The sequence below is a fragment of the Oerskovia turbata genome (genome assembly GCF_000718325.1).
Classification (GTDB): Bacteria; Actinomycetota; Actinomycetes; order Actinomycetales; family Cellulomonadaceae; genus Oerskovia; species Oerskovia turbata.
Genome location: NZ_JOFV01000017.1, coordinates 1 through 22,311, shown reverse-complemented (window position 1 = coordinate 22,311; position 22,311 = coordinate 1). Strand labels below are relative to the sequence as shown.

Below are 22,311 nucleotides of genomic sequence, written 5' to 3'. Positions count from 1 at the left end.
GTCACCGGAACTACACAGTTCACCCGGGGCTCGGCGGGGCCCACGAGGCCCGGAATCCCGGGCATGATGGCCTCATGAAGGTCTCGCGCAGGTCGCACGTCCCCCCGTTCGCCGTCATGGAGGTCCTCGCCGCGGCGAACGCGCGCCGCGACGCCGGCGAGTCGGTCCTCAACCTGTGCGCCGGGGAACCCGCGACGGGGGCGTCCGACGTCGTGCGGCGCCGGGCGATCGAGCTGCTCGAGTCGGGGGACCTGGGCTACACCGAGGCGCTGGGCGTGCCCGCGCTGCGCCAGGCCGTCGCGGAGCACTATGCGCGTACCTACGGCGTGCACGTCGACCCGTCGCGCGTCGCGGTGACCACGGGGTCGTCGGGCGGCTTCGTGCTCGCGTTCCTCGCCGCGTTCGACGCCGGCGACCGCGTCGCGCTGGCCCGCCCCGGGTACCCCGCGTACCGGAACATCCTCACGGCCCTGGGGTGCGAGGTCGTCGAGCTCGACTGCGGCCCGGAGACCCGCTACCAGCCCACGGTCTCCCAGCTCATGGAGGCGTACTACGGGGGCGGCCTCGACGGCCTCGTCGTCGCGAGCCCGGCGAACCCGACCGGGACGATGATCCCGCCGTCCGACCTCGCGGAGCTCGCGGCCTGGTGCGCCGACCACGACGTGCGCCTGATCAGCGACGAGATCTACCACGGCATCGTCTACGCCGACCCTGCGTCGGAGGCCGGGGAGACGGCGACTGCGGCGCAGTACCTCGACGACGGCGCGGTCGTCGTGAACTCGTTCTCCAAGTACTGGGCCATGACCGGGTGGCGGCTCGGGTGGCTCGTGCTGCCCGAGGACCTCGTGGCCCCGGTCGACGCGCTCGCGGGCAACATCGCGCTGAGCCCGCCCGCCCTCGCGCAGCACGCGGGCGTCGCAGCGCTGTCCGCCGAGGGGTATGCGGCCGCGCTCGCGAACGTCGCCCGGTACGCGGACTCGCGCGCGCTCGTGCTCGACCGGCTCGCCGACCTGGGCTGGGACCCGGTCGCCCCGGCCGACGGCGCGTTCTACGTCTACGCGAACGTCGCGGAGTCGGGGATGGACTCGGTCGCGTGGTGCGAGCGGCTGCTCGCCGACACGGGGGTCGCGCTCACCCCGGGCACGGACTTCGACGGCGTGCGCGGCCACGAGTGGGTGCGGTTGTCGTTCGCCGCCGCACCAGGGGTCGTGGCCGAGGCCGTGGACCGGATCGTCGCGTGGCGGGCGGCGGGCTACCGGCGGGTGTGAGGAACGGTCAGGCCGCCAGGTCGACGGCGCGCGCGTGCGCGGCGGGCACCTCGAGCGGGACGACGACGGCCTCGGTCGCGCGGCGCCGTCGGGCCTTGACGAGCACCAGGATGGCCTGACCGCCGATGACGATCCACACCACGTTCGCGACGGCCGAGGGCCACACGCCGTTGACCGCGGCGACCAGGCACATGAGGCCCGCGCCCACGAAGTTCGTGAGCTGGAACCGCAGCGAGTCGCCCGACCAGCGTCCCCGGGTGACCATCGCGTACGCCGTGACGGCTGCGATCGCGCCGATCCATCCGAGCGGGGTCACGACCAGGTCGACGAGGGCGGGGGAAGCGGACATGGCGGTCTCCGGGCAGGGGTCATGAAGGGATCGGGGAGGGGGGTCCTGGTGGGAGCTGCGACGCTGCAGCGACCAGGTGGATTGTGGGCGCCAGCCCCTTTTGAGGAGGACCAGCCGGCGCCACGTCACAAGTGTGACCCCGAAAATCATTCAGCACAATTGAAGAACTCTGACGTGGCCGTTTAGCATCTCTACATGGCCACGGACCCACGAAGACTTGGTTTCCTGCTTGCCGTGCACCGGTCCGGAGGTGTCCTGGCAGCAGCCGACCTGCTGCACGTGACGCCCTCTGCCGTGTCTCAGCAAATAGCGCGTCTGGAGGCCGAGGAGAAGGTCCAGGTCCTCGACCGCGGGCCCCGTGGCGTGACCCTGACACCCGCCGGCCGCATCCTCGCCGAGGCCGCCGAACGCATCGAGTCCGAGATGGTCGAGGCCCGCAAGGCCATCGTCGCGATGAGCGAGGAGATGACGGGGACGGTGTCGGTCGGATCGTTCCAGACGGCGATCCGCGCGGTCGTCGGACCCACGTTCACGTCGCTCGAGTCGCGCTACCCCGGCGTCGAGCTCGACGTCCAGGAGCTCGAGCCCGCGGAGGCCCTGCGGCTCCTGCGCAGCGGAGACCTCGACGTCGTCCTCCTCGAACGCGACGAGGACGCGGACTCCCCCGCGCCACGCGGCATGCGCGAGGTCCCGCTGCTCGACGAGCCGTGGCGCGTCGTCGTGCCCGTGACGTTCCCGACGCCCGCACGCCTCGACGACGTGCGCGACGCCGTCTGGCTCGGCCCCGAGCCCAGCACGGCCGCCGCCCGCGCCCTGCGCCGCCTCTCGCGCACGCTCGGCACGACGCTCCGCACGCGCCACTCCTACTACGACTTCGACGTGGCGCTCGCCCTCGTCGCGGCCGGACAGGGCGTCGCGATGCTCCCCGCGCTCGCCGTCCAGGGCGAGATGCCCGACGGCGTCACGGTCGTCCCGCTGCCGGGCCTCGGATCGCGACGCCTCGTCGCGCGGCACCGGGCCACCCGGCACGAGCCCCGGCCCGTCGTGAACGCGGTCATCGACGAGATGGTCGCAGCAGCGGCGGCGATCGAGCTGGGCTGAACGGGCCGGGCCTGCCGGCCGCGCAGGGCCGGGCCGGGCCGCTCAGCGGCTCCCGAGCGACAGGCCGCCGTCGTCGAGCACCGACAGCTCGTCCAGGACCCGGGTGAGGGTGCCCGCCGACCGGTCCCAGCGCATCGACCGAGGATCCGCGGGCAGGTCGGCGCGTCGCGCCGGTGCGACCTGTCCGGTCGGAGCAGCTGGTGCGACCTGTCCGGTCGGCGCGGTCGGCGCGGCCGGTGCGGCCAGGTGCCGAGGGACGTAGGCGGTCGTCCGGGGCTGCGGGTCCTGCGAGGTCATGTCCATGCTGGGTGAAGCCCCCTCGGGCGCTCGTGGTGGTCCCCGACGCGGGCACGCGACGAGGTGAGCAACTCATCCTGCCCGCGCCGCGGGCGGCTCGACGGAGGCGCGCCCTCGGACGTGGGCGGGACAGTGGTGAGAGTCGTGGAGATCGTGTGGCTGCTACTCACGGACGAAGACCTGGTAGCGCTCCGGGTCCTTCTGGGCCGCGATGGTCTCGGCGACCCGTGCCTCGGCCGCCTCCCTGGTCGGCAGCACGTCGCAGTCGAACGCGTCGTACAACGTGATCGAGGTGTGCGCCCAGCCGAGGAACGGTTCGGAGTCCGCCGGGCAGCCCCCGACGAGCGGGTACACGAAGACGATCTGCTTGCCGGTCTGGAGACCGACCTTCCGGGCGATCCCCTGCGCCGTGTCGACGATCAGGCTGCGGTTCGTCGTGATCTGCCCCGGAACGCCCGGGTCCTGGACCGTCCTGTCGACCTGACCCTGCACCCACGCCCGGACGCGCTCGGGCAGAGGTTCGTCGCTCGCGACGACGACCCGTGTCTCGTCGGGCAGCACGAAGGCGCGCTTGCCGGGCGGAAGCCTGTCGACGTCCTCGACGGCGATCGTCTCCCCCGTGGCGACGGCCAGCTCCTCGGGCGGGGCCGAGGCAGCGGCGTCGGCCACGGACGACCCGTCGGCCGGTCCCGTCGTGCTCGCACGATCGTCCCCGACGCAGCCCTCGAGCAGAGCGAGGAGCAGGAACATCACGAGCGTGGCCGTCGTCAGCAAGAACCCCGTGCGGCGATTCTCGGGGTTCGTCACCGGGCGCACCTCCGTCGATCTCGGGCGTGCTCGCCGGGAGCACACGTCGGTTTTCCACCTCCTATGCGGCACGCGCGGCGTCGGCCTGCTTCACGCCCTGCCGGGGCCGCTCCCGGGGCCGCGCCCGGTCCAGAGCCCGTGCCTGCGGCGCGGACCGACCGGACGTAGCCTGCTCGGATGGACGTAGCGGTGCTCGGAGCGACCGGCGACGTCGGGCGGCAGGTCGTCACGCAGCTCGTCGAGCGGCGCGTCCTGCCCACGACCTCCCGGCTGCAGCTCGTCGGCCGCCCCGGCGGCGCGTCGGGTCGTGCGGTCCACGGGCTGCGCGCCGACCTCGTCGACGCCTACGACGAGCACGCCCCCCTCATCGACGTGGCCCACTCCCCCGCCGACGTCGTCGCGGACGTGGTCGTCGTCGCAGCCGGGGCGACGACGCCCGCCCGCTCGGGCGCCTCGCTCGACCGGACCGTGCTCGCCGTCGCCAACCGTGAGGTCTTCGCCGAGTACGCCGACGCGATCGCACGGCACGGCTCGGGGCACGAGGTCGTGATCGTGGTGTCCAACCCCGTCGAGGTCGGCGTCGCCGTCATGGCCCGGACGCTGGGCGCGCGCCGCGTCGTCGGGATGGGGGCCTGGCTCGACACGCTCCGCTTCCGGCGCGAGATCGCCGTCGAGCTGGGCGTCCGACGGCACCGGGTGGGCGGGTTCGTCGGGGGGCAGCACGGCGAGGACGCCGTGCCGCTCTGGTCGACCGTCCGCCTCAGCGGGCACGACCTCGCCGAGCGGGCTCGTGCCGTGCGGCTCCTGCGGCGCGGGCGCACGCTCGACGCGTTCCCGGACGAGGTCGCGGCCGCCAAGGCCGAGCTCGTCGAGCTCGCGGCCACCGACGTCGGCGCCGCGTACCGCCTGATCGACACCTGGCCCGCCGACCTGCGCGTCGTCGCACGCCCCTGGATGACGCACCAGAGCGGCGCCAAGACCGCGACCGCCACGGCGTCCGCTACGGTCGACCTCGTCGAGGTCGTGCTCGACGGCCGCGAGATCGTCGTCGCCGGGCAGGTCGCGCTCGACGGCGAGGTGGCGCTCGCGGGCGAGCAGCAGCACGGGGTCCTGGGCGTCCCGATCGTGCTGGGCCCCGAGGGATGGACCCGCGTCCTCCTGGACTCCCTGCCCGACGACGAGACGCGCCGCCTGCGCGGAGCGGCAGCGGCCGTAGGGTCGGCTTTGCAGGCGGCGGGAGCGGAGGGCGGACCGGCTGCCGGGCCCCCTGGGGCGGCAGCGGTTGCCGGGGCCGCAGCGAGTGCTGGGCCGGCCCGACCCGAGGGGACCACAGGGCACGGCGGCCTCGACGGGACCGGTGACCTCGAGGCTGACGAACCGTCCTGGGTGGCCCAGGTCGAGGGCGTGCACCGCGCGGGCACGCTGACCGGTCTCACGGGTGTCTTCTCGACGCGCGGCGTGAGCTTCGAGCACCTCGCGACCGAAGAGGTCGACGGCGACGGCGACGCGGGCACGATCCACGTGGGCTTCCGGGCCAGCGAACGCCGCGCCCGGGCGCTCGAGCGTGCGGTGGGACGCCTCGCGACGGTGCGCTCCGTCGTCGTGCACGGTGGTCCCTGCGAGAAGGCCGCACCGCCGCCCGACCACGGGCGCTAGGCTGAGCCCACAACCACATACTGCTGCTCGAACCACTGCGGGAGAGCCCGGCCACCTCAGGGTGAGGTCGGCGCCGAAGGAGCAACTCCTCCCCGAGAATCTCTCAGGCCGACGTACCGCGGTGGCGAGGCAACTCTGGAAAGCGGCGACCCCGCGTCCGCCCTCGGGCGGAGGGGTCCCCTACCGACGGTGCAAGCCGGCGCGCCCCGGGTCCGCGAGGACCATGGCGGACCGGCAAAACTCTCAGGTCGACGCTGCGCGTCCGATGACAGAGCGGGGAGGAACCGGCAGGCCCCTGGGCGTGCCGTCGTCTTCCTCGCCGACCCCCGGAGACCTCCGTGACACAGCAGTCCAGCGACGCGTTCGACCGCGCGCACTTCCCGTTCCGCCACCTCGGGCCCCGCCCGGTGAGCGCTGACGAGGCCGCAGCGCCCTCGGGCGAGATCGCGACGATGCTCGCCGAGCTCGGGTACGACTCGCTCGACGCGCTGATCGACGCCGCCGTCCCGGACTCGATCCGGACCGACCGCCCGCTCGACCTGCCCGCGGCCCGCACCGAGTCCGAGGTCCTCGCGGACCTGCGTGCGATCGCAGCCAAGAACGTCGTCAAGACCCAGATGATCGGGCTCGGCTACTACGGGACCATCACTCCCCCGGTCATCCGCCGCAACGTGCTCGAGTCCCCCGCCTGGTACACGGCGTACACGCCCTACCAGCCCGAGATCTCGCAGGGCCGCCTCGAGGCGCTGCTGAACTTCCAGACCGTGGTCCTGGACCTGACGGGGCTCGAGGTCGCGAACGCGTCGCTGCTCGACGAGGCCACCGCGGTCGCCGAGGCCGTGGCGCTCATGTGGCGCGCGGCCAAGGGCGGGGAGGGTGTCGTCGTCCTGGACTCGGAGCTGTTCCCCCAGACGATCGCGGTGACCCGGGCACGGGCCGAGTCGGTGGGCCTGCCGGTGGTCGTCGTCGACCTGTCCGAGGGCGTGACGGCGGGCCTCGTCGCCGCCGGGGTGGCGGATCGCAGGCTCATCGGCGTGGTGCTGCAGCAGAGTGGCGCCTCGGGCGTGGTCCGGGACCTGCGCCCCCTCGTCGCCGAGACCAAGGAGCAGGGCGCCCTGGTGACGATCGCGGCCGACCTCCTGGCCCTCACGCTGCTCGTCTCCCCCGGCGAGCTCGGCGCGGACGTCGCGGTGGGCTCGGCCCAGCGCTTCGGCGTCCCGTTGTTCTACGGCGGCCCGCACGCCGCGTTCATGGCGGTCCGCAAGGGTCTGGAGCGCTCTCTCCCGGGCCGCCTGGTCGGGGTGTCGGTCGATGCCGACGGCGACCTGGCCTACCGCCTGGCCCTGCAGACCCGTGAGCAGCACATCCGCCGCGAGAAGGCCACGAGCAACATCTGCACGGCCCAGGCGCTGCTCGCGATCGTCGCGTCGATGTACGCGGTCTACCACGGGCCCGCGGGGCTCAAGGAGATCGCGGAGCGCGTGCACTCGCGGGCCGTGGCGCTCGCCAACGGGCTGCGGGCCGCGGGCGTCGAGGTCCGGCACGACGTCTTCTTCGACACCGTGGCCGCCGTGGTGCCGGGCCGCGCGGCGGCGCTGGTCGCGGCCGCCGCCGACGCCGGCATCAATGTGTACAACCCAGATTCCGAACATGTACAGATCGCGTGCGACGAGACCACGACGCCCGACGACGTGCTCGCGCTCGTCGAGGTCTTCGCTGCCGGCCAGGACCTCGGGTTCGTCGGCGGCGGCAGCGTGCTCACCCCGGACCTGCTGCGCACGACCGGCTACCTGAGCCACCCGGTCTTCCACCAGCACCGCTCCGAGACCGCGATGCTGCGCTACCTGCGCGCGCTCTCCGACAAGGACCTGGCGCTCGACCGCACCATGATCCCGCTCGGCTCGTGCACCATGAAGCTCAACGCGACCGCCGAGATGGAGGCCATCTCCTGGCCCGGGTTCGCGGACCTGCACCCGTTCGTGCCCGCCGACCAGGCGCTCGGCTACGCCGAGCTGATCGACGGCCTGCAGAGCCAGCTCACCGAGATCACGGGCTACGCGGGCGTCTCGGTGCAGCCCAACGCGGGCTCGCAGGGCGAGTTCGCGGGCCTGCTCGCGATCCGTGACTACCACCGCTCGCGCGGCGACGAGGGGCGCGACGTGTGCCTCATCCCCGCGTCGGCCCACGGCACCAACGCGGCCTCGGCGGCCCTCGCGGGCATGCGCGTCGTGGTCGTGGCGACGTCCGGTGCGGGCGAGGTGGACCTGGGCGACCTGCGCGCCAAGCTCGACCAGCACGGTCCCCAGGTCGCCGCCATCATGATCACCTACCCCTCGACGCACGGGGTCTACGAGGAGCACGTGCGCGAGGTCTGCGATCTTGTACATGAAGCCGGTGGTCAGGTGTACATCGACGGGGCCAATCTCAACGCGCTCGTCGGGCTCGCCCGGCCGGGCGAGTTCGGGGGAGACGTGTCGCACCTGAACCTGCACAAGACGTTCTGCATCCCGCACGGCGGCGGCGGCCCCGGCGTCGGCCCCGTCGCGGTCGCCGAGCACCTGGTCCCGTTCCTCCCCGGCAACCCGCTCACGGGGGAGGGGGCGGCTCCTGTCTCGGCCGCACCCTTCGGCTCGGCCGGCATCCTGCCCATCTCCTACGCGTACGTCGCGCTCATGGGACCCGACGGCCTCGAAGCCGCGACCAAGACCGCCGTGCTCGCCGCGAACTACCTGGCCAGCCGCCTGACCGCACACTTCCCCGTGCTCTACACGGGCGAAGCGGGCCTGGTCGCGCACGAGTGCATCCTCGACCTGCGCCCGATCACCGCGCAGACCGGGGTCACGGCCGAGGACGTCGCCAAGCGCCTCATGGACTACGGGTTCCACGCTCCCACGCTGTCCTTCCCGGTCGCGGGCACGCTCATGGTCGAGCCGACCGAGAGCGAGGACCTCGCCGAGCTCGACCGCTTCGTCGCGGCGATGGTCGCGATCAAGGCCGAGATCGACGAGGTCGCGGCAGGTACCTGGAGCCTCGAGGAGTCGCCGCTGCGCGGGGCCCCGCACACCGCGGCCGCTGTCGTCTCGGACGCCTGGGACAAGCCGTACCCGCGCGAGGTGGCGGCCTACCCGCTCGCCACGCTGCGCTCGGGCAAGTACTGGCCGCCCGTGCGGCGCATCGACGGGGCGCGCGGCGACCGCAACCTCGTGTGCTCGTGCCCTCCGATCGAGTCGTACTCCTGACCACCCACCGACGTGTCAGAACCAGCGTGACCTCGAGCTCTCGCTCGTTCTGACACGTCGGACCCACCTACCCCCGTGTCAGAACCAGCGTGATGCAGAGGTCACGCCGGGTCTGACAACACAACGAGAGGACCACCCATGTCGGACTCCGAGAAGCAGACCGGCGCGTCCGCGGGTCTGGCGGCAGCTCCGGCTGTCGACCGCCTCAGCCCGCTCCACGAGGAGCACGTCGCCCTGGGCGCCTCGCTCACGAGCTTCGGCGGCTGGCAGATGCCGTTGCGCTACACGAGCGACCTGGCCGAGCACCGCGCGGTGCGCGAGGCCGCAGGCCTGTTCGACCTCTCGCACATGGGCGAGATCGAGGTCAGCGGGCCGCAGGCTGCCGCCGCCCTGGACCACGCGCTCGTCGGCAACCTCACCGCGGTGGCCGTGGGGCGCGCGCGCTACACCATGCTCTGCGCCGAGGACGGCTCGGTGCTCGACGACCTGGTCGTCTACCGCCTGGGCGAGGAGCGGTTCCTCGTTGTCGCCAACGCCGGGAACGCGCCGCTCGTGACCGGCGAGCTCGTCCGCCGGTGCGAGGGCTTCGACGCGACCGTCACCGACCAGGCCGCGGACACCGCGCTGGTCGCGGTCCAGGGTCCGCGTGCCGAGGAGATCGTCGGCTCGCTCGTCGCCCCCGACGATGTACAGATCGTCAGGGACTTGAAGTACTACGCGTCGGTCGAGCTCAGGGTCGCCGGGATCGACGCCCTGGTCGCGCGCACCGGCTACACGGGGGAGGACGGGTTCGAGCTGTTCGTCCCCGCCGGTCGGGCGCGCGAGCTGTGGCAGAAGGTGCAGGCCGCGGGGGAGCCTCTCGGCCTCGTCCCGGCGGGCCTCTCGGCCCGCGACTCGCTGCGCCTCGAGGCCGGCATGCCGCTCTACGGCCACGAGCTCGACACGACCACGACGCCTTTCGAGGCAGGACTGGGTCGTGTCGTCAAGCTCGACAAGGTCGATGCCGAGGGCGAGCCGCTCGACTTCGTGGGCCGCGCAGCCCTCGCCTCGCGCAAGGGGGCCCAGCCCGCGCGCGTGCTCGTCGGTCTCCGTGGCCTGGGCAAGCGACCCGCTCGCGCGGGCTACGCCGTCGTGATCCCGGGCAAGGAGCCCGACGTGCAGATCGGCGTCGTGACCTCGGGGGCTCCCTCGCCGACCCTCGGGCACCCCATCGCGATGGCCTACGTGACGCCCGAGTTCAGTGCCGAGGGCACCGAGCTCGCGGTCGACGTCCGGGGCCGTGAGGAGCCGGTGGTCATCGTGCCCATGCCGTTCTACCGTCGTCCTCAGACGTCCTGACCCGGGCCTTCGGCCCGACCGCCCAACTCGTCCAACCCGCCGATCGTCCACCAGCAGACCAGGAGCACCTCATGGCAGACTTCCCCGCCGACCTGCAGTACACCGCCGAGCACGAGTGGCTCGACGACTCGACTCCCGCCGTCGTCGGCATCACGAGCACGGCCGCCGAGGCGCTCGGCGACATCGTCTACCTCGAGCTGCCGGAGGTCGGGGCGACCGTCACGGCGGGTGCGGTGATCGGCGAGGTCGAGTCGACCAAGTCGGTCTCGGAGCTCTACTCGCCCGTCACCGGGACCGTGGCCGAGGTCAACCAGGCCGCGATCGACGACCCGTCGCTCGTCAACGCCGAGCCCTTCGCCGGGGGATGGCTCATCAAGGTCGACGTGACCGAGACCGGTCCGGTGCTCACGGCCGACGAGTACAGCGCGCTCGTGGGCGGCTGACCGGCCACTTTCTCCCGAGGCTCCTCCCGAGGTTCCCGCCGAGGGCCGCTCAGCGACGTCGTCGCCGGGCGGCCCTCGGTCGTCTCCGGTTGTCACTCGGCGCGCGGGCGCGCCAGACTGTGAGGCGGGTCACATTTCTTGTCGCAAGGAACAGGGAGTGATCCGTGCCACAGAGGAGAATTCGTCTGTCGTCGTCGGCACCCTGTCTTTGGGCGCCTGACCTGCGTGGATACTGTGCATCACGCCGCGGGTGACCCCGTCGTGAAAGACCGCTGAGATTGAGGGTGAAGAACCGCGTCATGAATCGCTGGTTCGCCCATCTCTCCCAGTAGCAGCACCTCACCGGATCGACCCATGACGCGATGGGAAGACCGGTCAGCACATGGAGGAAGCATGAGCATCATCGAACTGGCCCGGACAGAGTCGCCGGCCGTCCAGCTCGCAGCACCACTCACCCGCCGTGAGCAGGTCGTGCTGTCGAACCTTTCCGAGGACATCACCTTGGAGCAGATCGCCACCAAGCTGTTCGTCACCCGCAACACCGTGAAGTCGCAGGTGCGCAGCCTCTACCGCAAGCTCGGTGTCTCGACGCGCGCCGAAGCCGTCCAGTGGGCCAAGGACGCGGGCGTCCGCTGACCTCTGCTCTCGGGGGAGGGCCCGCCCGTTCCGCGGGCGGGAGCGTGGGGTCGACCAGGTCTCGTCGTGGTCGGCGTGAAACACTGCGCACATGATCTCCCGCCGTCTCGTGGTGGCCGCCGCCGTCGTCGACGACCTCGCGAGCCCCAGCCTGCTGCTCGCCGCCCGACGTTCTCGGCCGGTCGAGCTCGCGGGACGCTGGGAGTTCCCGGGGGGCAAGGTCGATCCGGGGGAGACGCCCGTCGACGGGCTGCACCGCGAGCTCCGCGAGGAGCTGGGGGTGCAGGTCGAGCTCGGTGGCGAGCTCGTCGGGCCCGACGACGGGGGCTGGTACATCACGGACCGGCACGTCATGCGCCTGTGGCTCGCGCGCATCGTCGCGGGGGAGCCCGAGCCGCTCGTCGAGCACGACGCGCTGGCCTGGCTGCCGACCGGTAGCTGGGGGAGCGTCGACTGGCTGGACGGCGACGTCCGGATCGTCGACGCGCTCAGCGACTGGGTGGCGCAGGAAGCCGTCTGACCCAGGTCTCGACCTGACGCCTGCTGCGCAGGCGGACGAGGATCGGCGGTGGGTCCTGGCGTGCGACCGTGGCCGGGAGACCGCGCAGCGAGTGCCTCGTCGACCACGCCCACCGGACGACGTGGCCCGGGTCCCGGAGGACCGTCCGCAGCGGTGGCTCGACATTGCCGTTCCACAGCACCTCGTGCCGCCACGCGCGCCGCACCGTGCGTGCCACGACCTGGCGCATCGTCGTCGCCACCGGCAGGTCGAGCCACACGACGAGGTCGGCCTCGTCCAGGAGAAGCTGTCGCGCCGCGCGGTACTGCCACTCGACGACGAAACTCTCCTGCCCGACGACGTCGCGCACGTCGTCGAGGAACGTCGCCCGAGGAGTCCAGCCCGGGCCGTGGAAGAGCGCGTCGATCTCGGTGTGCGGCAGGCCCAGCCGTGCGGCGATCCGCCGCGCGAGGGTCGTCTTTCCCGACCCCGAGACCCCGGCCACGAGGACGCGGCGAGGGCTGTGCCCGAGGTGCGCGACGACGTCGTCCAGGGGGCCGAGAGCGGTGTGCACCCGGGGACCCTACCCGACGGGCGTGCCAGCCATCGCCTCGTGCGGGGAGGCTTCGCCGCGCGGTCACGTCCCGGCGCTGGTATCACGGAGGGACGCAGAACGCGGCGCGCGGGGTAGCAGGCCCGGGTGTCGCACCACCTCCGACCGCCCGACCGGGACTCGTGCACGCACGGCGTCCTCACGCAGAGAGGTGACCCGCATGAGCGACCTCACCGGACTGGGGCCCCCGGCGCGGCCCACGAGCGTCACCGTCGCGGTCGTCCTGACCTGGATAGCCGCGGTGACCGACATCGTGGCCAGCATCTCGCTGTTCCTGCTCGCGGGCGACGCCGCCGTGACGGACGCGCTCGCCGCGACCCGCGCCGAGGTCCAGTTCTTCGCGCTCCTGAGCCTCGTGGTCGGGGTGCTCGTCATGCTCGTCGCGCTCGGCCTCCAGACCCGGGGGAGGTGGGCGCTCATGGCGATCACGGTCGTCATGCTGGTCCGGGTCGGCGTCGGTGTCTACCTGCTGCTGCGGTTCGGGCCGCACCACCTGACGGGGGCCGTGCTGACGATCGTCGTCGCGCTCCTGGTGCTCGCGCTGCTCTGGAACCGGGCGTCCCGGCGGTACTTCCGGGCCTGACCGGCGCCACCGCACGGGACGACCGACGCCCCCGCGCCCCGTCGAGGGGAGCGGGGGCGTCGTCGACCGCGGTCGGGCTGGTGCGTGCGTGGGTCAGCCGTCGGCGGGCTCGCGCGCGGGATCTTCCTGCGCGGGGGCCTCGCCGGCCGAGACCTTCTGCTCGCCCAGGTGCCTCGGGGTCCAGCCCTTGCTGACCGAGCCGATCAGCTGCGGCGGCGTGTGCTTGCGTGCCCAGGCCTTGAAGACCAGGTACATGACGATCACCAGGGCGTAGCGGGCCAGGGCCAGGAGCGACTGGACCGTCGGCTCGCCGCATCCCAGGGTCGCGCTGGTGTCGTTGAGCGAGTGGACGACCATGACGAGCACGATCCCGCCGATCGCGGCAGGCATCCCCTTGCGGCCGTAGAGGTGCCACGCGCGCCACGCGATCGCGACCGCGATGCCCGTGAAGAGCCAGTGGAACGGCGAGACGCCGAAGATGCGGGCGACCTGCGCCGCGATGACCGACCCGGTGGTGACCGCAGGGGTCTCGCCACCGCAGAAGTCCGGCCCCGAGGCAGCGGCCATCTGGTAGGCGTACAGCGTGGTCTCCGCGATCGCGAAGCCGAACCCGGCCGCGAGGCCGATCGCGACGCCCGCGCGCGGGTTGCGGTAGGTGCCGAGCAGGAACAACGCGATCGGGACGAGGAGCTTGGCCGTCTCCTCGGTGAACCCGACGAGGGCCGTCGCGAGCGAGATCCCGCCGATCGCCCCGGTGAGGTCGTTGAGGTTCAGGGCGACGAGGAACGTGGCTCCGGCCGAGGCGACCGCGACGGCCGCGACCTGGCGGAGGCCGATCACGTCGCGCAGCGAGAGCTGGCGGTCGACGAAGCCGTAGAAGGCCCAGCACACGAGGGCCATGGCCAGGAAGCTCGTGACGGCCATGACGTGCACGTTCTCGGTCGCCTGGTAGGTGATGATCCCGATACCGAGGACGACGAGCGCAGCGGCGAGGATCCAGACCCACCGGCCCCAGAACCGGCCTCGGAAGCGGTGGCCGCGGTTCGTCCGCTCGGCACCGTCCGTGACCCGTGCCGTCCAGGCCTGGCCGTCCCAGAGGCGGCGGCGCGGGGACTTCGAGGCGGGGTCGGGGAACCAGCCTGCGGCGGGGGCGTCGGGGCGCCGCGGGGCGAGGCGCCACGCGGCGTAGAAGCCGACGATCAGCAGGACCGCGCCGAGGATGTTGAGCATCATGACTTCAGCCAATCACCAGGATCTGTCGTCGAGCCTCCGAGCGGCACGACACGCCGAACGCGGCGTGCGGGAGTGCGGTGCGGCCGTGGCCGGTCGTCGAGGCGGCGTCGAACGTGCACTTCGGGTCGTCCCCGGCTGCCACGGACGACCCGAACCGCACGCTCGGCGCGGGCGTCCGCCGGACCACCACGGGCCCCGGTCGGGGGACGATCCTGGCCGTCCCCCCGCGCGCGCGTGATCGGCATCTGTGCCCTACTAGTGAGCGGCAGGTTTCGACTTTTGATTGACAGGCGATATAAGTCGCCCTAGATTCCTACCAGGTGGTCGAGGAAGACCGCCGTTCTCGCACGTAGATCCACCCTGATCCATGACATACCGAGCATCTCGCCTTACGGCAGAACGCTCGACCTGACGGGGGAGACCCCGGTGTGCTCAGTCGGTGCGACCCGCCGGGTCCCACCACCACTCGACGGCGAGGGGAGGACAGCAGCAGCGGCGCGGGCACGCAGACCCCGATGCCGCCCCGTACAGACACAGACCGAGCCACCCGTGATCCCGCTGTTCCAGCAGCGAGCGGTGGCTCGGTCCGCGATGAACCCCCGTGAGGAGCTGCATCAGCGTGAAGTCTATTCCTGAACGAAGGTCCGCGAGAGCAAGGGTGGTCGCCGCCTCCCTCGCCGGCGTCCTGGCCCTGACCGGCCTCGCGGCCGCGACGGCCCCGGCCACCGCGCACGACGGCGTCGACCACGGCAGCGAGCCCGGTGCGCAGGCCGCGCTCGACTGGTCCAACTACGAGAAGATCCTGCTGACCAAGGACGTCGGCGAGCCGATCGACCTCGCGATCCTGCCCGACGGCAAGATCCTGCACACCGCACGCAACGGGGACGTCCGGCTCACGGACCCCCAGACCGGCGTCACGTCGGTCACCAACAAGATCCCCGTGTACGCGAACTCCGAGGACGGCCTGCAGGGCATCGCCGTCGACCCGGACTTCGCCGAGAACAACTGGGTCTACCTCGTCTACGCACCGCTCAGCGGCACGCCCGCGGGCTCGGCGCCCAACACGCTGCCTGCCGGCGCGGACGCGAGCTACTGGGACCAGTGGAAAGGCGTCAACCGCCTCTCGCGCTTCCAGTGGACCGGCACCGGGCTCGACCTGGCCTCCGAGCAGAAGATCCTCGACGTCGAGGTCCAGCGCGGTCAGTGCTGCCACGTCGGTGCCGACATCGACTGGGACGGCGACGGCAACCTCTACCTGTCGACCGGTGACAACACGCCCGCCAGCGCACCCGGAGCCAACGGCTTCGCGCCCAACAACGACGCCCCCGGGATGAACCCCGGCCTGGACTCGCGTCGCGGCGCCGGCAACACCAACGACCTGCGCGGCAAGATCCTGCGCATCACGGTCGAGGAGGACGGCTCGTACACGATCCCCGAGGGCAACCTCTTCCCGGTCGGCACCGAGAAGACCCGCCCCGAGATCTTCGTGATGGGTGTCCGCAACCCGTTCCGCATCGACGTCGACCCCGAGACGAACAGCCTCTCGTGGGGCGACTACGGACCGGACGCGGCCAACGCCGACCCGAACCGTGGCCCCATGGGGTACGTCGAGTGGAACACCGTGAGCCTCGACGACCCGCACAACGCGGGCTGGCCCTACGTGCACGGGCCCAACGCCGCCTACAACGAGTGGAACTTCGCGACGAGCACGCCCGGGGCGTTCTTCGACCCGGCCGCGCTCAAGAACAACTCGCGCTGGAACACGGGCCTCGTCGACCTGCCGCCGGCACGCGCGGCGACGCTCTACTACGGCGACCGCCCCGGCGACCAGCCGTGGGACGAGCTCGTGAACTTCGGGGCCGGCAGCGGCCAGGCTCCCATGGGTGCCCCCGTCTACCACTACGACGCCGAGAACCCCTCGACGTCCAAGCTCCCCGAGTACTGGGACGACAAGGCGTTCTTCGGTGAGTTCTCGCAGGACTACCTCGCGGCCTTCACGGTCGACTGGGACTCCTACGAGGTCACGCACATCGAGGACTTCACGCCCAACGCGCAGCTCGCGAAGAACGCGCAGCCGCTCAACGACAACATGATCGACATGGAGTTCGGGCCCGATGGCTCGCTCTACGTGCTCGACTACGGCGACGGCTTCTTCCGCGCCAACCCGGACGCCGGCCTGTACAAGGTGTCCTACGCCGAGGGGAACAAGGCCCCGCAGGCCCGGTTCACCGCGAACCCGACCTCGTCCTCCGAGGCCCCGCTCGCGGTGGCCTTCGACGCCGGCACCTCGAGCGACCCCGACGGCGACGCCCTCACCTACCAGTGGGACTTCGACGGCAACGGCTCGTTCGACGCCACGGGCGTCACAGCGAGCTACACCTACACGACCCTCGGCCAGTACAACGCCCGCCTGCGCGTGACCGACGCCCAGGGCAAGTTCACGCTGACGTCGAAGGTCGTCTCGGTGGGCAACCAGGCACCGACGGTCACGGTCGACTACCCCGGCGACGGGTCGTTCTTCAGCTGGGGCCAGGCCGTGCCGTTCAAGGTCTCGACGAACGACGCCGAGGACGGGACCGCGACCGCGTGCAACCGCGTCGCATGGACCTACGGCCTGGGCCACGACGAGCACGCCCACCCCGAGGTCTCGGGCACGGGCTGCACGGGGGCGTGGAGGACGTCTCCCGACTCGCCGCAGCACGGTGAGGGCGCGCACATCTACGGCGCCGTCGTCGTGTCCTACACCGACAACGGGCACAACGGGCTGCCCGCCGCTCCCGGCGAGGCGACCGTCCAGCTCAACCCGTTCGTCCAGCAGGCCGAGCACGCCAAGAGCAAGGGCGTCGTGGCGTACGAGGACGAGACGGCGGGTGCCGGTCGGGCGATCCGCGGCCTCGGCAACGGTGACCACCTGTCCTACAGCCCGGTGAACTTCGCCGGGATCACGGGCGTCAAGGTCGTCGCCAACGGCGGCGGTGAGCTCCAGCTCCGCTGGGGCGCGGCCGACGCGGCACCGTTCGCGACCGCGCAGATCCCCTCCGGCGCAGGCTGGAAGGAGGTCACGGTGCCGTTCACGAACGCCCCGCAGGGTTCGGGCACGCTGTTCGTGACCTCGGCCAACGAGCTCGCCGTCGACTCGTTCGACTTCCAGGGCGTGGGCGTCGGCGACGTCAAGGCGCCGACGATCACGCACTCGCTCGACCCGGCGGCGCCCACGGGCGTGGGCGGCGTCTACAACAGGGCCGTGCGCATGAACCTCGACGTCAAGGACGACGGCGCTCTCGCGAGCGTCCAGTACTCGACCACCAACGGTCAGACCTGGACGAACGTGGCCGCGGCCGGCGGCGCGTACGGCGTGAACTTCACGACCAACGGCGCGCGCACCCTCCAGTACCGCGCGACCGACACGGGCGGCAACGTCTCGACGGTCGGGTCGGTCTCCTTCACGATCGACCTCGCGGCCCCGAACGAGCCCACGGTCTCGTCGGTCACCAAGGTCGCCGTGCCGGCTGCCCGCGTCTCGTACGGGGCGCCGGGCGAGGCCATGGTCACCGTCACGGGCGAGGGCGGTACGCCCACGGGCGACGTCGTCCTCACCTCGGGCGGCACCGAGGTCGGTCGCGGGACCCTCGTGGAGGGCACGGCGACGATCGCGCTCGACCCGTCGCTCGCCGTCGGGACGCACACCCTCACGGCGAGCTACCAGGCCGACCAGGTGTTCAAGAAGTCCTCGTCGACCGTGCGCCTCACGGTGGCCGCGGCCTCCTCGACCGTCACGGCGTCGGTCTCGCCCAACCCGGTCAAGCCGTCGATCGCCGCCAAGGCGACCATCGCGGTCGAGAGCTCGACAGGTGTCGTCGCCACGGGCGACGTCACGGTGACGATCAAGCGCAACAACGCCACGGTCGCGACCCGCACCGGGACGCTCGACGCCGAGGGCGGCGTCGTCGTGACGCTCCCGAAGCTCCCCACGGTCGGCACGTACAAGGTCGAGATCGCCTACCAGGGCTCGACCGGCGTCACCAAGAGCGCGACGTCGCTCAACCTCACCGTCCGCAACTAGCCCGCGCAACCAGCACGTGGTGGCCCGGGGCTCGCGCCCCGGGCCACCGAACCTCACCTCGAAGGAGAGACATGAGTTCACACGAGCACCACCACGAGTCCATCCCGGCTCGTCCGATGAGCCGGCGGAACCTGCTCAAGGCCCTCGCGGCCTCGACGGTCGCCGTGGGCGTCGGCGCGGCCCTGGGCCCGACGGCGGCTACCGCCCTCGGCGGGGTGGCCGCGGCCCCCAGCAGCGGACGCAACCGGCTCGTCCCGGTCAACCGCATCGGCATCCAGCTCTTCACGATCCGCGACAAGGTCAGCTCGCTCGGCTTCCGGGCCGTGTTCGAGGAGCTCGCCGACATCGGGTACTCCGAGGTCGAGTTCGCCGGGTACACGCAGGGCCAGGTCGGCGCGATCACCCCCGCGCAGATCCGTCAGCTCCTCGACGACAACGGCCTGCGGGCCGTGGGGTCGCACGTCAACCTCAACCCGAACACCATCGACGCCGAGATCGAGAAGGCGCTGATCCTCGGCATGCCGCACCTGGGCCAGGGCGGCCCGATCAACGGCACCAACACGGTCGCGGCGTGGACGGCCGCGGCGCACACCTGGAACGCGATGGGGGAGAAGGCCAAGGCGGCGGGCCTCAAGCTCTACGCGCACAACCACGACGGCGAGTTCCGTTTCACGTCCGACGACCCGAGCCGTCGGGTGTACGACCTGCTGTGGGACGAGTTCGACCCGTCGCTCGTCTACTTCGAGATGGACGTCTACTGGGCACACGTCGGACAGCACAAGTACCCCGGGTTCGAGCCCATCGAGTACATCAAGCGCGACCCGCGGCGCTTCCCGATGCTGCACCTCAAGGACGGCAAGGCCAACCCGAGCAGCGCCAACGGCTACGACATCATCGAGTTCGGCGCCGGCAGCATCGACTACCAGTCCTTCCTCTCGCAGCTCCGCACGCGCGGCCAGCACTTCGGCCTGTACGAGCAGGACAACGCGAGCTCGGTCGCCGAGCCGCCGAACCCCGTGAACTCGCTGGGCAACGCACGACGCAGCTACACCTCCATCTACGGCCTTCGCGGCTGACCCACCGAGATCACAGGAGAATCGACATGAAGTGGAAGGTTTCAGCAGCCGCTGCCGCAGCGTTCGCGCTGCTCGCGGTCGCCGCACCGTCGGCGCACGCCGCGGTCACGCAGTGCACGACCGAGCTCGACGACACGGTCGTCGCGGGCGACCTGGTGGTCCCCGCGGGCGCGACCTGTGTCCTGGGCGGCACGACGGTCCAGGGGTCGATCACGGTCGGTGACGACGCGTGGCTCGACGCGACCGAGGCGGTCATCGAGGGCGACGTCGTCGCGACCGACGCGTACGGCGTCCTGATCGACGGTGCGAGCGTCGGCGGCGACATCAGCTCGTACACCGTGGGCTCCCGCACCGGGTTCCTCTACCTGTACGACCTGCGCGTGGGCGGCAGCGTCGCGACGGGCGGCGTCGACGTCGAGATCTCGGACACCAGGATCACGGGCAACCTCACGACGCAGGCCGCGACCTACGTCGACGTGCTGCGCACGAGCGTGGGCGGCGACGCGACGCTCGGCGACAGCGACTTCGGCGTGAGCGTCGGGGGCGCGGTCGTCGGGGGCAGCCTGTCCGTGACGGGCACCTCGCGCGACGCGCTGATCGGCGCGAACGCCGACGGGACCGCCGACCAGTGGGGCAACACGGTGGGTGGGGACCTCGTCCTGACCGGCAACACCGCGAACCTCCAGGTCGCAGGCACCACGGTCCACGGGGCCGTGCGCCTCGCGGACAACACCCCGGCGGCGAACTTCGGCCTGGGCAACACCGCGGGCTCGGTCGAGGGCGACCTCACCGGCACGGCCCCCGGCGCGCTCGCGGCGGGCGACCAGTCGGTCGCGGTCGTGATCCCCGAGCCGCGCCCGGGCGAGCTCACGTGGAGCCTCGAGGGTTCGGCGGGTCTCGTCGACCTGGGTGTGGCCGAGGAGCAGGGCGACCACTTCGCGGCCTCGGGCGACCTGGTGCCGGTCCGTGTCACGGACACGCGTATCGACGCCCCGGCGTGGTCTGTCTCGGCGCAGGTCGGCGACTTCGTCGCGGGCGGCGAGACCGTGTCCGGCAAGTACCTCGGGTGGACGCCCGAGCTCCTGGAGAACGACGGCGGAGCGGTCGCGGGTGCGGCCGTCGCCTCGGGCTTCGTCGAGGGTGACGGCCTGTCCGTCGCCCGCACCCTGGGCAGCGCGGAGGCCGGGCACGTCCGCGGCTCCGCGGTCATCGGGGCGGAGCTGGATCTCAAGCTCCCGCTCTCGGTGAACGAGGGGACCTACAACGCGACGATGACGCTGACCGCGCTCAGCTAGTCACGCCGTGACCGTGGTGCCGGCCGGCCCGTTCCTCCACAGGCCGGCCGGCGCCACCGCTCGACAGCCCGTCCGACCGGCCCCGCGCGCCGCCGGACGGGGCGAACGACCCGGCCCTCCCTGCCGGACCTCACGAAAGCAGGCACGACCATGGCGATGCAGCAGCCCTTCCTCCGGCCCGAGCGGGACACCGACGGGCGGTCCGCGCTGACCAACGTGCGCGCGCACCAGCGGGAGAACGGCCACAGCCATGCCCTGTGGATCCTCGCGGTCCTCGCGGTGACCCTCGTCGTGGGTCTGCTCGTCTCGCTGCTCGCCCCGGGTGCGTCCGCCCTGGGGGCGTCCTCGCGGTCCGCCGCGCTCCCGCACGCGGTGAGCGCCGCCGTCGGGCCCGAGGATCCGGCGCCCGCGACTCCGGTCACGTGGGGTGTGCGGCCCGCCGACACCGTGCACGGCACCGAGCGTCCCAACTACGCCTACTCCCTGGAGCCGGGCGCGAGCCTGGACGACGGGATCGTCGTCTCCAACTACACGCAGGGGCCTCTGACGTTCCGCGTCTACGCGGCCGACGGGTTCATGACGGACGCGGGAGAGCTCGACCTGCTGCCCGCGGGCGAGGAGTCCTCCGCGCTCGGCGCGTGGGTGTCCTTCGCGGGCGAGGAGGTCACGGTCGAGGGGGGCGACAGCGTCGTCGTGCCGTTCACCCTGACCGTCCCGGCCGACGCGACGCCGGGCGACTACGCGGCGGGCGTCGTGTCCTCGCTGCTGGTGGAGAACGCCGAGGGCGTGAGCGTCGACCGCCGCCTGGGCTCGCGCATGCACCTGCGCGTCGCAGGCGACCTGGTCCCCGCCGTCGTGCTCGACGACGTCTCGGTCACCTACGACGGCACGCTCAACCCGTTCGCGGCGGGCGACGCGACCGTGACGTTCACCGTCACGAACGACGGCAACACGCGCCTGGCCGCCGGCCAGGTCGTGCGGGTCGCGGGCCCGTGGGGGGCCGGTGCGCAGGCCACCCCGCGCGTCGAGCTCCCCGAGCTGCTGCCGGGGACGTCCGTGACGCGCACCGTGACGGTCGACGGCGTGTGGCCGCTCGGCCGGGTCTCGGCCGACGTGCGGGTGACCGCGGAGGTCGTCACCGCGATCGGCGCGACCGACGCGGAGGCGGTCCCGGTCGTGGCCCCCGCGACGGCCTCCGCGTCGACGCTCGCCGTGCCGTGGGCCGCGCTCGCGCTGCTCGTCCTGATGGTCGCGGCGGTCGTCCTGCGCCGGCGTGCTGCCCGACGGCGCCGCGCCCGCGACGAGCGCAAGGTCGCCGAGGCCGTGGCCCAGGCCCTCAAGGAGCGCGACGAGCAGCCCGTCGCCTGACGCGCTGCCGTCACGTCGCTCGTCGGGCGGCCACGCCCGACAGATCATGCGCTCGGATCGACAGGTTGTGCACGGCGGGCCGGAAGCGCGCCGCAGGAGTGCTTGACTGCCGACGACGCCACTCCCGGACGGGGAGACGGCGCCGCAGTACTCACGACCCCCACCACGAGGACGACTGCCGCACCTGCGGCCGGGCGTCCGGATCGGGTGCACGGGCGACACGTCGTCCGTGCACCCCGTCACCGAGGAGCACGACGGCGCACCCGAACGGCAAGGAGGCCGATGACGATCGAGACGTTCCCGTCCCCGCGGTCCCGGCATCCCTCCACGCTGCGCGGTACCCCTTCATCCTGAGAGTGAGTGTGTGATGTTCGGTCGGTTGGGTCAGGCGTGGTCGGGGTTTGCTGAGCGGCGTCCGGGGGCGGCGCAGTTCGTGGTGTTCTTCGT

18 protein-coding genes and 1 riboswitch are annotated in these 22,311 nt (G+C 72.2%); of the genes, 13 read left to right on the top strand and 5 right to left on the bottom strand.

The genetic code is table 11. The features are described 5' to 3' along the window. The first annotated feature begins 74 nt into the window (after positions 1-74). On the top strand, positions 75-1,268 hold the full coding sequence (locus IE95_RS0115755) for a pyridoxal phosphate-dependent aminotransferase (RefSeq protein ID WP_030152575.1): 1,194 nt from the start codon (positions 75-77) through the stop codon (positions 1,266-1,268). A gap of 7 nt (positions 1,269-1,275) precedes the next feature. On the opposite strand, the gene IE95_RS0115750 is transcribed toward IE95_RS0115755, so the two are convergent. Beyond that, complete coding sequence (locus IE95_RS0115750; RefSeq protein ID WP_036572300.1) at positions 1,276-1,617, bottom strand: CBU_0592 family membrane protein; 342 nt, start codon at positions 1,615-1,617, stop codon at positions 1,276-1,278. 195 nt (positions 1,618-1,812) lie between these two features. Between IE95_RS0115750 and IE95_RS0115745 the strand changes: the two genes are divergently transcribed. Then, a complete protein-coding gene (locus IE95_RS0115745; protein ID WP_030152573.1) occupies positions 1,813-2,718 on the top strand; it encodes a LysR family transcriptional regulator in 906 nt (301 codons plus the stop codon). Between the two features lie 42 nt (positions 2,719-2,760). On the opposite strand, the gene IE95_RS0115740 is transcribed toward IE95_RS0115745, so the two are convergent. Both IE95_RS0115740 and IE95_RS0115735 read right to left on the bottom strand, forming a co-directional pair. Next, the gene (locus tag IE95_RS0115740) at positions 2,761-3,015 is read right to left on the bottom strand and encodes a hypothetical protein (RefSeq protein ID WP_129429654.1); all 255 of its coding nucleotides are present in this window, start codon (positions 3,013-3,015) and stop codon (positions 2,761-2,763) included. A 162-nt stretch (positions 3,016-3,177) separates the two neighbouring features. Next, a complete protein-coding gene (locus IE95_RS0115735; RefSeq protein WP_129429655.1) occupies positions 3,178-3,822 on the bottom strand; it encodes a hypothetical protein in 645 nt (214 codons plus the stop codon). Positions 3,823-3,999: 177 nt separating this feature from the next. On the opposite strand from IE95_RS0115735, the gene IE95_RS0115730 reads away from it, so the two are divergent. The 6 genes from IE95_RS0115730 (at position 4,000) to IE95_RS0115705 (ending at position 11,654) form a co-directional block, all read left to right on the top strand. Further along, on the top strand, positions 4,000-5,478 hold the full coding sequence (locus IE95_RS0115730; RefSeq protein ID WP_030152570.1) for a lactate/malate family dehydrogenase: 1,479 nt from the start codon (positions 4,000-4,002) through the stop codon (positions 5,476-5,478). Positions 5,479-5,506: 28 nt separating this feature from the next. Continuing rightward, positions 5,507-5,607, top strand: a riboswitch (glycine riboswitch). Positions 5,608-5,816: 209 nt separating this feature from the next. Next, a complete protein-coding gene (gcvP, locus tag IE95_RS0115725) occupies positions 5,817-8,717 on the top strand; it encodes an aminomethyl-transferring glycine dehydrogenase (RefSeq protein WP_030152569.1) in 2,901 nt (966 codons plus the stop codon). Positions 8,718-8,855: 138 nt separating this feature from the next. Continuing rightward, positions 8,856-10,055 (top strand): glycine cleavage system aminomethyltransferase GcvT, encoded by a 1,200-nt coding sequence (gene gcvT / locus IE95_RS0115720; RefSeq protein ID WP_051703194.1) that lies wholly within the window; start codon positions 8,856-8,858, stop codon positions 10,053-10,055. Between the two features lie 71 nt (positions 10,056-10,126). After that, positions 10,127-10,498, top strand: a complete 372-nt coding sequence (gcvH, locus tag IE95_RS0115715; RefSeq protein WP_030152567.1) for a glycine cleavage system protein GcvH — start codon at positions 10,127-10,129, stop codon at positions 10,496-10,498. A gap of 393 nt (positions 10,499-10,891) precedes the next feature. Further along, positions 10,892-11,134, top strand: coding sequence for a LuxR C-terminal-related transcriptional regulator (locus IE95_RS0115710; RefSeq protein ID WP_030152566.1), 243 nt, complete (start codon positions 10,892-10,894; stop codon positions 11,132-11,134). A 91-nt stretch (positions 11,135-11,225) separates the two neighbouring features. Then, entirely contained in the window at positions 11,226-11,654 is a 429-nt protein-coding gene (locus tag IE95_RS0115705) for a (deoxy)nucleoside triphosphate pyrophosphohydrolase (RefSeq protein WP_030152565.1), read from the top strand. Here IE95_RS0115705 and IE95_RS0115700 read toward each other — a convergent pair. Continuing rightward, a complete protein-coding gene (locus IE95_RS0115700) occupies positions 11,623-12,207 on the bottom strand; it encodes a P-loop NTPase family protein (RefSeq protein ID WP_240666422.1) in 585 nt (194 codons plus the stop codon). The two genes, IE95_RS0115705 and IE95_RS0115700, sit on opposite strands and share 32 nt — an antisense overlap. Before the next feature lie 199 nt (positions 12,208-12,406). Here IE95_RS0115700 and IE95_RS0115695 point away from each other — a divergent pair, with 199 nt between their 5' ends. Then, complete coding sequence (locus IE95_RS0115695) at positions 12,407-12,829, top strand: hypothetical protein (RefSeq protein WP_030152563.1); 423 nt, start codon at positions 12,407-12,409, stop codon at positions 12,827-12,829. 93 nt (positions 12,830-12,922) lie between these two features. Here the strand turns inward: IE95_RS0115695 and IE95_RS0115690 are convergent, their stop codons facing one another. Beyond that, positions 12,923-14,062: a PrsW family glutamic-type intramembrane protease gene (locus IE95_RS0115690; RefSeq protein ID WP_129429656.1), complete on the bottom strand. Its 1,140-nt coding sequence runs from the start codon at positions 14,060-14,062 to the stop codon at positions 12,923-12,925. Positions 14,063-14,720: 658 nt separating this feature from the next. Between IE95_RS0115690 and IE95_RS0115680 the strand changes: the two genes are divergently transcribed. The 4 genes from IE95_RS0115680 (at position 14,721) to IE95_RS0115665 (ending at position 21,864) form a co-directional block, all read left to right on the top strand. Then, on the top strand, positions 14,721-18,125 hold the full coding sequence (locus IE95_RS0115680) for a PQQ-dependent sugar dehydrogenase (RefSeq protein WP_240666421.1): 3,405 nt from the start codon (positions 14,721-14,723) through the stop codon (positions 18,123-18,125). Between the two features lie 71 nt (positions 18,126-18,196). After that, complete coding sequence (locus IE95_RS0115675; RefSeq protein ID WP_240666420.1) at positions 18,197-19,201, top strand: TIM barrel protein; 1,005 nt, start codon at positions 18,197-18,199, stop codon at positions 19,199-19,201. Between the two features lie 26 nt (positions 19,202-19,227). Beyond that, entirely contained in the window at positions 19,228-20,496 is a 1,269-nt protein-coding gene (locus tag IE95_RS19750) for a hypothetical protein (protein ID WP_030152558.1), read from the top strand. Positions 20,497-20,646: 150 nt separating this feature from the next. Then, on the top strand, positions 20,647-21,864 hold the full coding sequence (locus IE95_RS0115665) for a hypothetical protein (RefSeq protein WP_129429657.1): 1,218 nt from the start codon (positions 20,647-20,649) through the stop codon (positions 21,862-21,864). Positions 21,865-22,311 lie beyond the last annotated feature (447 nt).

Bases quoted from the DNA above. Each gene is read 5' to 3' on its own strand.
- IE95_RS0115710 (WP_030152566.1), top strand. From the start codon at position 10,892: ATGAGCATCATCGAACTGGCCCGGACAGAGTCGCCGGCCGTCCAGCTC.
- IE95_RS0115690 (WP_129429656.1), bottom strand. From the start codon at position 14,062: ATGATGCTCAACATCCTCGGCGCGGTCCTGCTGATCGTCGGCTTCTAC.
- IE95_RS0115750 (WP_036572300.1), bottom strand. From the start codon at position 1,617: ATGTCCGCTTCCCCCGCCCTCGTCGACCTGGTCGTGACCCCGCTCGGA.
- IE95_RS0115665 (WP_129429657.1), top strand. From the start codon at position 20,647: ATGGCGATGCAGCAGCCCTTCCTCCGGCCCGAGCGGGACACCGACGGG.
- IE95_RS19750 (WP_030152558.1), top strand. From the start codon at position 19,228: ATGAAGTGGAAGGTTTCAGCAGCCGCTGCCGCAGCGTTCGCGCTGCTC.
- IE95_RS0115730 (WP_030152570.1), top strand. From the start codon at position 4,000: ATGGACGTAGCGGTGCTCGGAGCGACCGGCGACGTCGGGCGGCAGGTC.
- IE95_RS0115695 (WP_030152563.1), top strand. From the start codon at position 12,407: ATGAGCGACCTCACCGGACTGGGGCCCCCGGCGCGGCCCACGAGCGTC.
- IE95_RS0115740 (WP_129429654.1), bottom strand. From the start codon at position 3,015: ATGACCTCGCAGGACCCGCAGCCCCGGACGACCGCCTACGTCCCTCGG.
- gcvH (WP_030152567.1), top strand. From the start codon at position 10,127: ATGGCAGACTTCCCCGCCGACCTGCAGTACACCGCCGAGCACGAGTGG.
- IE95_RS0115745 (WP_030152573.1), top strand. From the start codon at position 1,813: ATGGCCACGGACCCACGAAGACTTGGTTTCCTGCTTGCCGTGCACCGG.
- IE95_RS0115755 (WP_030152575.1), top strand. From the start codon at position 75: ATGAAGGTCTCGCGCAGGTCGCACGTCCCCCCGTTCGCCGTCATGGAG.
- IE95_RS0115675 (WP_240666420.1), top strand. From the start codon at position 18,197: ATGAGTTCACACGAGCACCACCACGAGTCCATCCCGGCTCGTCCGATG.
- gcvT (WP_051703194.1), top strand. From the start codon at position 8,856: ATGTCGGACTCCGAGAAGCAGACCGGCGCGTCCGCGGGTCTGGCGGCA.
- IE95_RS0115705 (WP_030152565.1), top strand. From the start codon at position 11,226: ATGATCTCCCGCCGTCTCGTGGTGGCCGCCGCCGTCGTCGACGACCTC.